Below are 12,926 nucleotides of genomic sequence, written 5' to 3'. Positions count from 1 at the left end.
ATGCGGCCGGACCCGGCTAACGCGACACGACCGACTCCAGGAGGGCGACGGCCTCCGCCAGTCCGGCCGGCCGCGGCAGCCCGGTCACCGCCCGGCCCGCCCAGCCCGGCCCGATCGTCAGGACGACCGGTTTGCGCCGGGCACCGCGTACCCCCCATTCCATCGCGGCAACGTGCGCGGCGAGGGGACGGCTCGCGGTGGTACGGGACTGGGCCCACAGCGCCACCGCCGCCGGGCCGGTCCTGCGGACGGCGGTGACGAGGGACTCCACGGGCAGCGCGCCCCCGAACATCCGCACGGGCAGGCCGCGTTCGGCCAGCGCGGCGGCCAGCACCTCCAGCGGCAGGGTGTGGCTCTCCCCCGGCACGCACGCGAGCACGATGGTGGCCCCGGGGCGGTCGGCGGCGGAGGGCGGGGTGCAGCGCCGCAGCGCGCCGGAGACGTGCCAGGACAGGAAGTGCTCCACCTCGACGTACTTCTCGCCCGAGCTCTCCCACTTGCGGCCGACCGCCTGGAGCGTCGGCATGATCACCTCGGTCCACGCGGTGACCAGCCCGTGTTCGTCGATCGCCGAGCCGAGCAGGTCGTCCAGCGCGGCGGCGTCCAGCCGCAGGGCGGCCCGGGCGATGCCCTTGCACTCCTGGCGCACGTCGCCCAGGCGCATCCCGCTTCCGGCACGGCTGCCTCCCCGGGCCGTCCCGGCACCCCGGGCGGAGCGGCGACCCGGCGCGCCGGCGACGGCGGCGGAGGAGGAGGCGTAGGAGGAGGACGACGACTCCGCGTCCGGGCCGTCGCCGGAAGTTGCGTCGATTGCCGCCCGGCCCCGACCGGACACCCCTGCCGCGTCGGTCGCAGCCCCGTCCGTTGCGTCGAAACGGCCGGGAGCGGAGTCGGGGGGCGACGCCCCCGCCGGGTCCCCGTCCCCGAGGGGCCCGCCCGCTGCCGGCGGCGTCTCGCTCAGGACCGTCCGGGCCGCTTCGGCGGGTGCCACACCCGTCGCCGTCAGCGCGCACATGCGCTCCAGCCGGGCCATGTCCACGGCGGTCCACCTGCGGTGCCGGCCCCCCGTGTGCGCGTCGGGCCCGAGGCCGTAGCGCCGGTCCCAGGTGCGGACGGTCGTGGGGGCCACGCCCAGCCGCCGTGCCACCTCACCGGTGGTCAGTCCCGCGTCCCCGGGCAGCTCGGCGCGCGGCTGCCGGGCCACCGTGCGGTCGTCGCGGTGATGGCGGTCGTCGCGGTCGCGTTCTCGTGCACCCATGCGTCGATCGTACGACGCACAAACGACGCATGTTGAGCTGCGTCGTTTATGCACCGAACACTGGCGGGGAACGCACGGCCGGCGCCTTCCCCGCCGCAGCCGGTGCGGTCCGACAACGGCCTTCCGTCCCCGTACGGAGCCCGGCAGGAGGAACCCGGCCATGATCACGAACACACGAGTCGCCGCCCCAGCCCCGCCCGTGGAGGAGACGCGTGACGAGGAGGAACTGGCCCGTGGCCTGCTGGCCGCCGACGAGGAGGCGTTCGCCGCGATATACCGGCGCTGGGGCTCCTTGGTCCACACCATGGCCACCCGGGTGCTCGGCGATACCTACGAGGCGGAGGACGTCACCCAGCAGGTCTTCCTCGGCGCCTGGCACGGCCGCGCGGGATTCCGCCCGGAGCGGGGGCCCCTGGGCGCCTGGCTGGTCGGGATCACCCGCCGCAAGATCGTCGACGCGCTGGCGGCCAGGACGAGGCGACTGACCCTCGCCGACTCCGCCGCCCGGGACGCGGACGCCCCGGCGGGCCACGGCGAGTCGGCACCGGACCGCGTCCTGGACCGCGTCCTGCTGATCGACGCCCTGGCCCGGTTGCCGCACCACCAGCGGGAGGTGCTGTGCATGGCCTTCTACGAGGACCTGACCCAGACGCAGATCGCCGAACGCACCGGCATGCCCCTGGGCACCGTCAAGAGTCACGCCCGCCGCGGCCTGCACCGGCTGCGCCAGACGGTCGAGCAGCCCCCGGTCCACGACACCGGCGTGTGACGCGACTTCGGCCGGCCTGCGGCGGCACGCATCCGCAGCGGCCCCGGCACCCGAAACAGGACCGAGACTCCGCACCGTACGGAGACTTGCTGAAGGGATGATTCCGATGACCTCCCCCCTCCGCCTCGCCCTCGCCGCCTCGACCGGTGCCTGCGCCCTGGCGCTCGGCGTGACCGCGCCCGCCCTGGCCGCCGACGACTCCGGCAAGGCCATGGTGTCCGTCTTCCACGGCATCCCCGGTATGACGGTGGACGTGTACGCCAACGGCGACGAACTGATCGGCGACTTCAAGCCCGGCACCGTGACGGACCCGCAGTCCCTCGACGCCGGCACCTATGACATCAAGATCTTCGAAGCGGGTCAGGGGCCGGACGGCACCCCGGCCCTGGAGAAGAAGGTGGAGGTGCCCGAGGGCGGCAACGCCACGGTCGCCGCCCACCTCTCCGCCGACGGCAAGCCCGAGCTGACGGCCTTCACCAACGACGTCTCGCAGGTCGACGCGGGCAAGTCCCGCCTGACGGTCCGCCATGTCGCCGCGGCACCCGCCGTCGACGTCCGCGCCGGCGGGCAGACGGTCTTCAGCGACCTGACCAACCCGAAGGAGGACACCGCCGTGGTCGACGCGGGCACGATCAACGCGGACGTGGTGCTCGCCGGCACGGACACGGTGGCCATCGGCCCGGCCGACCTGAACCTCGCGGAAGGCACGAGCAACGTCGTCTACGCCTGGGGCAGCGCGCAGGACAAGAACCTGGCCCTGGCCACCCAGACGTTCAGCGGCATGGAGTCCGCTCCGCGCGGTGTCCCCGCCGGCGGCAGCGGGGCCGCCATGACCCCGAACTCCTCCGACCTGTCGGCCGGCTGGGCCGTCGCGGGCGGGGCGGCCGTGCTGACGGGCGCGCTGCTGGTCCGCCGGATCGCCGGCCGGCGTGGCTGACCGCGCGCGCCGGCTGACCGGACCGATCGTGGCGGCTGCCGCTCTGGCAGCCGTCCTCGGTTTTCCGCCGGCCCCGGGGGAGGCCCCGGCCGGGGCGGACTTCGGGGCGGCCCGTTCGGACGCCGCGTCCCGCACGGCCCCTCCGGCCGAGGGCGCCGGCCCGGGGATCACGCACCGCCGGCTCCCCGCGGCACCGGCACCCCCGCCCGAGCAGGTCCTCGCGCCCCGCGCCGGCCTCGACGCCCGGGTCCGCCCGGTGGGCGTGACGGGCCAGGGCGACATGGCCGTCCCCGAGGACCCCTCCGAGGCCGGCTGGTACCGCTACGGCCCCGCGCCGGGCGGCGACCGGGGCTCGGCCGTGCTCGTCGGGCACGTCGACGACGACACCGGGGAGATCGGCGAGTTCGCCGCGCTCCTCGACGTGCGCCCCGGGGACCGGGTGGAGGTGCGCCGGGCGGAGGCCGGGCCGGTGCGCTACCGCGTCGTCGCGCGCCGGACCGTGCCGAAGGGCGAACTGCCCGCCTCGGCGTTCCGCCGCTCCGGCGCTCCGGTGCTCACGCTCATCACCTGCGCGCCGCCGTTCGTCCCCGAGCGGGGCGGCTATCTGTCCAACCTCGTCGTCACGGCGGAGCCCGTCGAGCCCGGGAGGGCGTAGTGGCCCACGTAGAGCCCGCTCACCTGGTGGAACTCGCCCTGGGGCATGGCACGGCGAGTGAAGAGGACGCCGGGGCGCTGCGGCACATCGACCGGTGCCGTCGCTGCCGGGACGAGCTGCGGACGATGACCCGCGTGGTGACCGCCGCCCGCACGGCCCAGCTGGTCGACCTCCCGGCCGCGCCCCCGGAGCGCGTCTGGCAGCGCATCACCCAGGACCTCTCCCCCCGGCCCCCGGCCCCTCGGGCCCCCGGCGACCGCACGAAGAGGGACAGACTCCTCGCCACGGCCTGCGCCGTCACGCTCCTGGCCGCCGCCGTCAGGGCCGCCCACCGCGCCCGCCGTCCGCGCACCGGGGCCGGCTAGGCCCGCGGCTGCGGGCAGCGAAGCGGAGGACGGCACCTCAGACGGACCCCTGAGCCGTTGTGTACACATGAGACACTCGGTACACTTGGGCGCATGACACAGCCGTTGCCCACAGAGTCCATCCGCGATGTCCGGGCACACCTGGCCGAGGTCGTGGAGCGGGCCGACCGCGACGACCTGCCCACAGTGATCACGCGTCGGGGCAAGCAGGTGGCTGCCGTGGTGTCCATCGAAGTCCTCCGGAAGTACCAGGAGTGGGAAGAGCGCGAGATCAACCGCATCATTGACGAGCGCATGGCCAACCCGGCTCCCGGCGTCCCCATCGAGGACATCATGAGGGAGACGCTGGCGCGCAGTGAGTGAGTACCGCACGGTCTTCCGGCCCGAGGCTCAGGCCGAGCTCCGCAAGGTCCCGCGAGACATGGCCCTCCGCATTCTGGCCAAGCTGACCGAGCTGGAGAGCGACCCGCTGGGATTCAACACCACGGCACTCGTCTCCCAACCCGACCGGCGCCGCCTCCGGGTGGGCGATTACCGCGTGATCTACACGCTCGACAACGGTGAACTGGTGGTGTGGGTCGTGCACGTCGGGCATCGCTCCACCGTCTACGACACCTGAGGTCTCCTGACACCCACCTGGTCGGAGGAATCCCGCACCGATCCGGCACGGGATCGACGAAGGGGCCGGACTCTCAGAGCCCGGCCCCTTCCGACGTGAATGTCGGCCGCTCACACGTTGAAGCGGAACTCCACCACGTCGCCGTCCTGCATGACGTAGTCCTTGCCCTCCATGCGGGCCTTGCCCTTGGCGCGGGCCTCGGCGACCGAGCCGACCTCCACCAGGTCGTCGAAGGAGATGACCTCCGCCTTGATGAAGCCCTTCTGGAAGTCCGTGTGGATGACGCCGGCCGCCTCGGGGGCCGTGGCGCCCTTCTTGATGGTCCAGGCGCGGGACTCCTTGGGACCGGCCGTGAGGTACGTCTGCAGGCCGAGCGTGCGGAAGCCGACGTGCGCCAGGGTCGCGAGGCCCGGCTCCTCCTGGCCGACGGACTGGAGCAGCTCCAGCGCCTCGTCCTCGTCGAGCTCGGCGAGGTCCGCCTCCAGCTTGGCGTTGAGGAAGATCGCCTCGGCGGGGGCGACCAGGGCCCGCTGCTCGTTCTTGAAGTCCTCGTCGGTCAGCTCGTCCTCGTCGACGTTGAAGACGTAGAGGAACGGCTTGGTCGTGAGCAGGTGCAGGTCGTGCAGGAGCTCGGCGCGCTCGCTGCCCTGGACGACGCCGTGCGCGAAGAGCGTGTCGCCCTTCTCCAGGATCTCCTTGGCCTCCTCGACGGCCTTCACCTTCGGGGCGATGTCCTTCTTGATCCGCGACTCCTTCTGGAGCCGGGGCAGGACCTTCTCGATGGTCTGCAGGTCCGCGAGGATCAGCTCGGTGTTGATCGTCTCGATGTCGTCCTTGGGCGAGACCTTGCCGTCCACGTGCACGACGTTCTCGTCCTTGAAGGCCCGGATGACCTGGCAGATCGCGTCGGACTCGCGGATGTTCGCGAGGAACTTGTTGCCCAGGCCCTCGCCCTCGCTCGCACCGCGCACGATGCCCGCGATGTCGACGAAGTCGACCGTCGCCGGGAGCACCCGCTGCGAGCTGAAGATCTCCGCCAGCTTCGTCAGGCGGGGGTCGGGCACGCCGACCACGCCGACGTTGGGCTCGATCGTGGCGAACGGGTAGTTGGCCGCCAGCACGTCGTTCTTGGTCAGGGCGTTGAACAGGGTCGACTTGCCGACATTCGGCAGACCGACGATTCCGATCGTGAGCGACACGTTGCGACTTCCCGTGAGTGGAGGGGGCGGGGGGCCGATGGAGCGGCCGATCCACCAGTCTACGGCGTGCCCGCCACCGCCCCGGCGACGTATCGAACGCTTGCCCAGGCTGGGGTCCACGGCGTGTCAGACAGCCTATTCGGCATATTGAACGACCTAAGTTGGTGCGGTGGAGCGATACAGGACGCGACCTGCCCAGTACGGAACGCGACGCGACCGGCCGCGGCCGCCCCTGCCGCCGCAGGTGAAGCGCGGTGCGGACGGCCGTCCCGCGCGCCCGGCCCGGCCCCCGGGCCAGCAGCGGCCCCCCGGCCAGCAGCGGCGCCCGGCTCCGGTGCGACGGCCCGCCGCCGCCCCCGCTCCGGCCGCCCGGGGCCTGCCGAACCCGCGGCTGACCGGGCTCGGCAGCGGGCTGTTCTGCGCGGCCGTGATGTTCCTGCTGGGCGCCCTCTGCTCGGCCCTGTTCGGGGCGTCGCTCACGGCGTACGGGGTGCTGTTCCTGCCGGTGTGCGTGCTGACCGCACTGTGGGTGCGGCCCGGGGACCTGATGACCGCGCCCATCGTGGTGCCGATCGCGTTCGCCGTGGGACTGCTGCCGCTGGCCGACGGCGACAGCGGGGCGGGCGGCCGGCTGATGGGCCTGGTGACGGCACTCGCCACGCAGGCCGGCTGGCTGTACGGCGGGACGCTCGTCGCCGGGGTGCTCGTGATCGCCCGCCGGATCCGGCTGGTGCACCGGCGCCGGACGGCGGCGGCGCGCCAGCCGGCCGCCTAGAGCTCCGCCACCCGCATCGCCGCGCCGACGATCCCCGCGTTGTTCTGCAACTGCGCGGGGACGATCTCGGCCTTGACGCCCTCGATGTGGGGCAGGAACTTGTGGGCCTTGCGGCTGACGCCGCCGCCGATGATGAACAGCTCGGGCGAGAACAGCATCTCCACGTGCGCGAGGTACGTGCTCACCCGGTGCGTCGCCCAGTGCTCCCACGTCATGTCGTGGTCCTCGCGCACCTTGCTGGAGGCCCGCTTCTCCGCGTCGTGCCCGTCCAGCTCCAGGTGGCCCAGCTCGGTGTTGGGCACGAGGGCGCCGTCGACGAAGAGCGCGCTGCCGATGCCCGTGCCGAACGTGAGCAGGATGACGGTGCCCCGGCGGCCGCGGCCCGCGCCGAAGTGCATCTCGGCGACGCCCGCCGCGTCCGCGTCGTTCAGCACCGTCACCGGCAGGCCGCCCAGCCGCTCGCCGAGCAGGGCCCGGGCGTCGGTGTCGATCCAGCCGGCGTCGACGTTCGCCGCCGTGCGGATGGTGGCCCCGTCGGTGACCACGCCGGGGAACGTGACGCCGACCGGCCCCGACCAGCCGAAGTGGTCGACGACCTGCTTGACGCCGTCGGCCACCGCGTCGGGGGTCGCCGGGTGAGGGGTGAGGACCTTGTGGCGCTCCTGCGCCAGGTCGCCCTTGTCGAGATCCACCGGGGCGCCCTTGATCCCGGAACCGCCGATGTCCACACCGAAGATCTGCATGACACCCACGTTACGACGTACGACGGACGGTCACGGGCCGGACGGCGGTCACCGCCCGGCCCTCGGCACGATCACTCCGCGGAACGTTCACCGGTCCCGGCGCCGCCCCGCCCGGCGACCAGCGCGGCCGCCTCCTCGCGCAGATCGCGGCGCAGCTCCTTGGGCAGGGAGAAGGTGATGGACTCCTCGGCCGCCTTGACGATCTCGACGTCCTCGAAGCCGCGCCGGGAGAGGAACTCCAGGACCTGCTCGACGAGGATCTCCGGGACGGAGGCGCCGGAGGTGACGCCGACCGTGGTCACGCCCTCCAGCCAGGCCTCGTCGATCTCGTCGGCGAAGTCCACGAGGTAGGCCTCGCGGGCGCCGGCGATCTTGGCGACCTCGACGAGCCGCTTGGAGTTGGACGAGTTGCGCGAGCCGACCACGATGACCAGGTCGGACTCGGCGCCCATCTGCTTCACGGCCAGCTGACGGTTCTGCGTGGCGTAGCAGATGTCGTCGCTGGGCGGGGAGACGAGCTGCGGGAACTTCTCCTTCAGCGCGTCGACGGTCTCCATGGTCTCGTCGACGGACAGCGTGGTCTGGGAGAGCCAGACGACCTTGGAGGGGTCGCGGACCTCGACCTTGGCGACGTCGCCGGGGCCGTCGACGAGCTGGATGTGGTCGGGGGCCTCGCCGGAGGTGCCGATGACCTCCTCGTGGCCCTCGTGGCCGATCAGCAGGATGTCGTAGTCCTCACCGGCGAACCGCACGGCTTCCTTGTGGACCTTGGTGACCAGGGGGCAGGTGGCGTCGATGGTGGCGAGCTTGCCGCGCTCGGCCTCCTCGTGGACGACGGGGGCCACGCCGTGCGCGGAGAACATGACGATGTTCCCCGGGGGCACTTCCTCCGTCTGCTCGACGAAGATCGCGCCCTTCTTCTCCAGGGTCTGCACGACGTACTTGTTGTGGACGATCTCGTGCCGGACGTAGACCGGAGCGCCGTACTGCTCCAGCGCTTTCTCGACGGCGATCACGGCGCGGTCCACGCCCGCGCAGTAGCCACGGGGGGCGGCGAGCAGGACACGGCGGCCAGGCGAAGCAGACATGCGTCCCATCGTAAGGCCGCGTTCGGCGGGTCAAAGATCGCGGCCGTCCGCGGTCCCCGGGAAGACTGAACGAACGGGAACGGCGGTGACGCGGAGCGGAGGGCGGGCCACGATGGCGGAGACCGGTACGCGGGCCCCTTCCCCGGGCGGGGAGCACGCCCTGCGGCGCAGCCTCGGCTTCCGCGACCTGGTCGTCTACGGGCTGCTCTTCATCGCGCCGATGGCCCCGGTGGGCGTGTTCGGCACGCTGGACGCCAAGTCGCACGGCGCGGTGGCGCTGGTGTACGTCGTGGCCACGGTCGCGATGGCGTTCACCGCGTTCAGCTACGCCCAGATGGTCCGGGTAGTCCCGCAGGCCGGGTCGGTGTTCGCCTACGCGCGCGTGGCGCTCGGCAACGGGGCCGGGTTCGTGGCGGGCTGGATGGCGATGCTGGACTACGTCCTGATCCCGGCGGTGGCGTACCTGTTCTCGGGCGTGGCGATGAACGCGCTGGTCCCGGAGGTGTCGCGGTGGGTGTGGTCGGCGCTCGCGGTCCTGGTGACGACGCTGCTCAACCTGTGGGGCGTCCGGGCGGCCGCCCGGGTGGGCTTCCTGGTGCTGGCGATGGAGGTCGTGGTCCTGGCCGTGTTCGTCGTGACGGCGATCGTGGTGCTGGCGCGGGACGGGGCGGAGCGGGATTGGCTGTCGCCGCTGACGGGGGACGGCTCGCAGGGCGCGTTCGCGCTGTCGGCGGTGCTGGGGGCGGTGTCGGTGGCGGTGCTGTCGTATCTGGGGTTCGACGCGATCGCCTCCTTCGCGGAGGAGGTCACGGGCGGTTCGGCGAAGATCGCGCGGGCGCTGCTGTTCTGCCTGGCGCTGGCGGGTGTGCTGTTCCTCGTGCAGACCTACCTGGTGGCCCTGCTGGAGCCGGTGTCGTCCGCGCGGCTGGCGGCGGAGCCGGGCCGGCAGGGGTCGGCGTTCTACGACACGCTGGACGCCGCGGTCGGCACCTGGCTGCACGACCTGGTGGCGGTGAGCAAGGCCATCGGTGCCGCGTTCGCGGCGCTGGCCGGGCAGGCCGCGGCGGGCCGGCTGCTGTTCGCGATGGGACGCGACGGGCGGCTGCCGCGCGTGCTGGCGCGGACCGACGCCGGGGTGCCGCGGGTGGCCCTGCTGGTCGCGGCGGTGATCACGCTGGTGGCGGCGGTGTGGGCGGCCCGCCGCGACGACGGCATGGACCAGCTGGTGTCGGTCGTCGACGTGGGCGCCCTCACGGCGTTCACGCTGCTGCACGCGAGCGTGGTGGGCTGGTTCGCGGTGCGGCGCCGGGGCGGCCCGGTGAGCTGGTGGCGCCATGTACTGATCCCGGTGGCGGGCGCGGCGATCACGGTCGCGGTGATCGTGGAGGCGTCGCCCACCGCCCAGGCGGTGGGCGCGGTGTGGCTGGCGATCGGCCTGACGGTGCTCGCGGCCCAACGAGGCCGCCGCCCCGCCCGGGACACCACCCCGTGACGCGCCCGCGGGTCGTGACCCCGGCCTGGACGGCCGGGAGCGGGCGGGGGCGGGCAGGGGCGTGTTGTCGGTGGGGGCCACTACGCTCGCGGCATGGCAGTGAACACGACCCCGGAGTCCCCACTGCCCGTCGGTGAGGTGTCGCGCCTCATCGGGGGGTGGATCGACCGGCTCGGCGCGGTGTGGGTCGAGGGGCAGATCACGCAGTTGTCGCGGCGGCCCGGCGCCGGTGTGGTGTTCCTGACCCTGCGCGACCCCTCGCACGACATCTCGGTCGGCGTGACCTGCTACCGGCAGGTGTTCGACCAGGTGGCGGACGTCGTGAGCGAGGGCGCCCGGGTCGTCGTCCTGGCCAAGCCCGAGTGGTACGCGCCGCGCGGGCAGCTGTCGCTGCGGGCCACCGAGATACGGCCCGTGGGCGTCGGCGAGCTGCTCGCGCGCCTGGAGCAGCTGAAGAAGTCCCTCGCCCGGGAGGGCCTGTTCGCGCCGGAGCGCAAGAAGCCGCTGCCGTTCCTGCCCCAGCTCATCGGGCTGGTCTGCGGCCGGGCCTCGGCCGCCGAGCGGGACGTGCTGGAGAACGCCCGGCACCGCTGGCCCGCCGTCCGCTTCGAGGTGCGCAACGTGGCCGTGCAGGGCGTGCACGCCGTGCCGCAGGTCGTGCAGGCCGTGAAGGAGCTCGACGCGCTCGACGACGTGGACGTGATCATCGTCGCCCGGGGCGGCGGCAGCGTCGAGGACCTGCTGCCGTTCTCCGACGAGCAGCTGGTCCGCACGGTCGCCCAGTGCCGCACGCCCGTGGTGTCGGCCATCGGGCACGAGCCGGACAACCCGCTGCTGGACCACGTGGCCGACCTGCGGGCCTCGACGCCGACCGACGCCGCCAAGAAGGTCGTGCCGGACGTGGGCGAGGAGTTCGAGCGGGTGCGGCAGCTGCGGGACCGGGCCCGGCGGTGTGTGCACGCGCTGCTCGACCGGGAGGAGCGCGGCCTGGCGCACGCGCTGTCCCGCCCCTCGATCCAGGACCCGCACCGCATGATCGACGAGCGCGCGGACCAGGTCGAGGACCTGCTCGACCGCGCCCGGCGCTGCCTGCGCCACCAGCTCGACCGGGCCGAGTCGGAGCTGACGCACACGCACGCACGCGTGGTGGCCCTCTCCCCCGCCGCGACCCTCAAGCGCGGCTACGCCGTGCTCCAGCGGCCGGACGGGCACGCGGTGCGCGACCCGGGCGAGGTGGAGCCCGGCCAGACCCTGCGCGCCCGGGTCTCCGAGGGTGAGTTCTCCGTACGAGTGGACACATAGGGTGGGTGGATGACCAGCGAGGTGGAACAGGCGCCGGGCGTGAGTGAGGCGCTCGGGTACGAGCAGGCGCGGGACGAGCTGATCGAGGTCGTCCGCCGTCTGGAGGCGGGCGGTACGACGCTGGAGGAGTCCCTGGCGCTGTGGGAGCGCGGCGAGGAGCTGGCCCGGGTGTGCCGGCGCTGGCTGGAGGGGGCGCGGGCCCGGCTGGACGCGGCGCTGGCTGACGAGGCCGTGGCCGACGAGGACGGCGAGTAGCGGGATCCCCGGTCATCTCCGGTTTTCCGGACGGTGACGCACGACACCCCCCACTTAGTTGAACGTTGAACTTCATTGGCGTAGGGTCGCAGACGTCAGCCGGTCCGGCTCCCGCCGGGCCCGACGTACGTCCCGAGAAGGTTCTCCATGTCTCTCGTTCTTGACCCCGCCGCCCAGGACCTCCTGTTCCGCGAGGCCCGCACCGCCAACGCGTTCACCGACGAGCCGGTGACCGACGAGCAGGTGAAGGCGATCTACGACCTGGTCAAGTACGGCCCGACCGCCTTCAACCAGACCCCGCTGCGCATCACCCTGGTCCGCTCCCCCGAGGCCCGTGAGCGCCTGGTCGCGCACATGTCCGAGGGCAACCGTGCCAAGACCGCGGCCGCCCCCCTGGTCGCGATCCTCGCCGCGGACAACGAGTTCCACGAGGAGCTGCCCCAGCTGTTCCCGGCCTTCCCCCAGGCCAAGGACGCCTTCTTCGCCGAGCGCCCCGTCCGTGAGGGCTCCGCCGCGATGAACGCCGCCCTCCAGGCCGCGTACTTCATCGTCGGCGTCCGCGCCGCCGGTCTCGCCGCCGGCCCGATGACCGGCTTCGACTTCGAGGGCGTGCGCAAGGAGTTCCTCGACGACGACCACACCCCGCTGATGGTCGTCAACATCGGCCGCCCGGGCCCGGACGCCTGGTACCCGCGCTCCCCGCGCCTGGAGTACGAGCAGGTCGTCACCACGGTCTGACCGCACACGACGAAGGCCCCCGGTACGCACCGGGGGCCTTCGTCGTGTGCCGGTCGCGCGAGGACCTTTCGCGTGTCCGGCGCGGCTACTTCGTCTCGAGCGCCTGCGCCATGCGCGTCAGCTGCCCGAACCCCGCGGTGCCCGTGACGACCGTCGTCGAGCCCTTGGTGCCCTCCAGCACCAGCGCGTCGTAGCGGCCGCCCTCGTAGCGGGTCCACGTCCTGCCGTCGATCGTCTGGGTCCGGCCGGTCTCCCGCGCCCCCTGCGTCGCCTCGTCCAGGAAGACGGGCCGACGCTGAGTGGACTGCTCGACCGCCACGTACTCCCCGTCGGGGTCGTGGAACCCCAGGTGCCAGGCGTCGAAGTCGTCGCCCCGGAAGCGGACGGAGGTGGCCTTCCACGCGTCGGACAGGCCCTCGGGCGCGGCGACGGGGTAGGGGGCGGCGCGGCGGGCCGTGAGCAGCTCGACCCGGTAGTCGACGCGCTTGACGTCGGGTTGGCTCTCGTCGTGCGGGATGAAGAGGTAGATGAAGCCCGCCACGAGGACGATGACCCCGAGGGAGAGGATCATGTCGCGCGCCGTCTTCTGCTTGCCGTTCGTACCTGCCACGCCCCCTATCGTCGCAGGTGTCCGTCGCGCTCATCCGTGGGGGCCCCTGCTCATTCTGCGCGCCCGGATATAGAGTCGGGCGAACAACACCCTCATCCGGCCGTCGTCGTACAGAAAGGTG

16 protein-coding genes are annotated in these 12,926 nt (G+C 73.0%); 11 read left to right on the top strand and 5 right to left on the bottom strand.

The features are described 5' to 3' along the window. Window positions 1-16: 16 nt before the first annotated feature. Window positions 17-1,258, bottom strand: coding sequence for a MerR family transcriptional regulator (locus ACZ6ZN_RS15605; protein ID WP_469646488.1), 1,242 nt, complete (start codon window positions 1,256-1,258; stop codon window positions 17-19). 160 nt (window positions 1,259-1,418) lie between these two features. On the opposite strand from ACZ6ZN_RS15605, the gene ACZ6ZN_RS15600 reads away from it, so the two are divergent. From ACZ6ZN_RS15600 to ACZ6ZN_RS15575, 6 genes are all read left to right on the top strand, one after another. Further along, on the top strand, window positions 1,419-2,027 hold the full coding sequence (locus tag ACZ6ZN_RS15600; protein ID WP_469646486.1) for a sigma-70 family RNA polymerase sigma factor: 609 nt from the start codon (window positions 1,419-1,421) through the stop codon (window positions 2,025-2,027). Between the two features lie 106 nt (window positions 2,028-2,133). After that, on the top strand, window positions 2,134-2,964 hold the full coding sequence (locus ACZ6ZN_RS15595) for a DUF4397 domain-containing protein (RefSeq protein ID WP_398106751.1): 831 nt from the start codon (window positions 2,134-2,136) through the stop codon (window positions 2,962-2,964). Next, the gene (locus ACZ6ZN_RS15590; RefSeq protein WP_469646482.1) at window positions 2,957-3,619 is read left to right on the top strand and encodes a class F sortase; all 663 of its coding nucleotides are present in this window, start codon (window positions 2,957-2,959) and stop codon (window positions 3,617-3,619) included. Before ACZ6ZN_RS15595 ends, ACZ6ZN_RS15590 begins: the two co-directional genes overlap by 8 nt. Further along, complete coding sequence (locus tag ACZ6ZN_RS15585) at window positions 3,619-3,984, top strand: hypothetical protein (RefSeq protein WP_469646480.1); 366 nt, start codon at window positions 3,619-3,621, stop codon at window positions 3,982-3,984. The genes ACZ6ZN_RS15590 and ACZ6ZN_RS15585 overlap by 1 nt, the downstream gene beginning before the upstream one ends. 93 nt (window positions 3,985-4,077) lie before the next feature. Then, entirely contained in the window at window positions 4,078-4,347 is a 270-nt protein-coding gene (locus tag ACZ6ZN_RS15580) for a type II toxin-antitoxin system Phd/YefM family antitoxin (RefSeq protein ID WP_469646478.1), read from the top strand. After that, window positions 4,340-4,603, top strand: coding sequence for a type II toxin-antitoxin system RelE family toxin (locus ACZ6ZN_RS15575; protein WP_364867173.1), 264 nt, complete (start codon window positions 4,340-4,342; stop codon window positions 4,601-4,603). The genes ACZ6ZN_RS15580 and ACZ6ZN_RS15575 overlap by 8 nt, the downstream gene beginning before the upstream one ends. Window positions 4,604-4,713: 110 nt before the next feature. Here the strand turns inward: ACZ6ZN_RS15575 and ychF are convergent, their stop codons facing one another. Then, window positions 4,714-5,802, bottom strand: coding sequence for a redox-regulated ATPase YchF (ychF, locus tag ACZ6ZN_RS15570; RefSeq protein ID WP_398106763.1), 1,089 nt, complete (start codon window positions 5,800-5,802; stop codon window positions 4,714-4,716). Window positions 5,803-5,971: 169 nt separating this feature from the next. Here ychF and ACZ6ZN_RS15565 point away from each other — a divergent pair, with 169 nt between their 5' ends. Then, window positions 5,972-6,577 (top strand): DUF6542 domain-containing protein, encoded by a 606-nt coding sequence (locus ACZ6ZN_RS15565; protein ID WP_469646474.1) that lies wholly within the window; start codon window positions 5,972-5,974, stop codon window positions 6,575-6,577. Here the strand turns inward: ACZ6ZN_RS15565 and ppgK are convergent. Together ppgK and ACZ6ZN_RS15555 are read right to left on the bottom strand one after the other, a co-directional pair. Then, window positions 6,574-7,320 carry a polyphosphate--glucose phosphotransferase gene (gene ppgK / locus ACZ6ZN_RS15560; protein WP_398106765.1) on the bottom strand — a complete coding sequence of 249 codons (747 nt, stop codon included), beginning with the start codon at window positions 7,318-7,320 and terminating at the stop codon, window positions 6,574-6,576. The genes ACZ6ZN_RS15565 and ppgK overlap by 4 nt on opposite strands. A gap of 71 nt (window positions 7,321-7,391) precedes the next feature. Then, window positions 7,392-8,417, bottom strand: coding sequence for a 4-hydroxy-3-methylbut-2-enyl diphosphate reductase (locus ACZ6ZN_RS15555; RefSeq protein ID WP_398106766.1), 1,026 nt, complete (start codon window positions 8,415-8,417; stop codon window positions 7,392-7,394). Between the two features lie 103 nt (window positions 8,418-8,520). Here ACZ6ZN_RS15555 and ACZ6ZN_RS15550 point away from each other — a divergent pair, with 103 nt between their 5' ends. The 4 genes from ACZ6ZN_RS15550 to ACZ6ZN_RS15535 all read left to right on the top strand — a co-directional run bounded on the left by ACZ6ZN_RS15550 (window position 8,521) and on the right by ACZ6ZN_RS15535 (window position 12,195). Then, the gene (locus ACZ6ZN_RS15550) at window positions 8,521-9,900 is read left to right on the top strand and encodes an APC family permease (RefSeq protein WP_469646470.1); all 1,380 of its coding nucleotides are present in this window, start codon (window positions 8,521-8,523) and stop codon (window positions 9,898-9,900) included. A gap of 93 nt (window positions 9,901-9,993) precedes the next feature. Further along, a complete protein-coding gene (gene xseA, locus ACZ6ZN_RS15545; RefSeq protein WP_451877725.1) occupies window positions 9,994-11,202 on the top strand; it encodes an exodeoxyribonuclease VII large subunit in 1,209 nt (402 codons plus the stop codon). Between the two features lie 9 nt (window positions 11,203-11,211). Next, a complete protein-coding gene (locus ACZ6ZN_RS15540) occupies window positions 11,212-11,457 on the top strand; it encodes an exodeoxyribonuclease VII small subunit (RefSeq protein WP_451877726.1) in 246 nt (81 codons plus the stop codon). A gap of 147 nt (window positions 11,458-11,604) precedes the next feature. Then, window positions 11,605-12,195, top strand: a complete 591-nt coding sequence (locus tag ACZ6ZN_RS15535; RefSeq protein WP_398106770.1) for a malonic semialdehyde reductase — start codon at window positions 11,605-11,607, stop codon at window positions 12,193-12,195. Between the two features lie 85 nt (window positions 12,196-12,280). On the opposite strand, the gene ACZ6ZN_RS15530 is transcribed toward ACZ6ZN_RS15535, so the two are convergent. After that, window positions 12,281-12,805 carry a DUF4245 domain-containing protein gene (locus ACZ6ZN_RS15530; protein ID WP_469646467.1) on the bottom strand — a complete coding sequence of 175 codons (525 nt, stop codon included), beginning with the start codon at window positions 12,803-12,805 and terminating at the stop codon, window positions 12,281-12,283. Window positions 12,806-12,926: the final 121 nt, after the last annotated feature.

The sequence above is a fragment of the Streptomyces sp. NPDC053665 genome, assembly GCF_055585285.1.
This window is presented reverse-complemented; position numbering and strand designations above follow the sequence as displayed.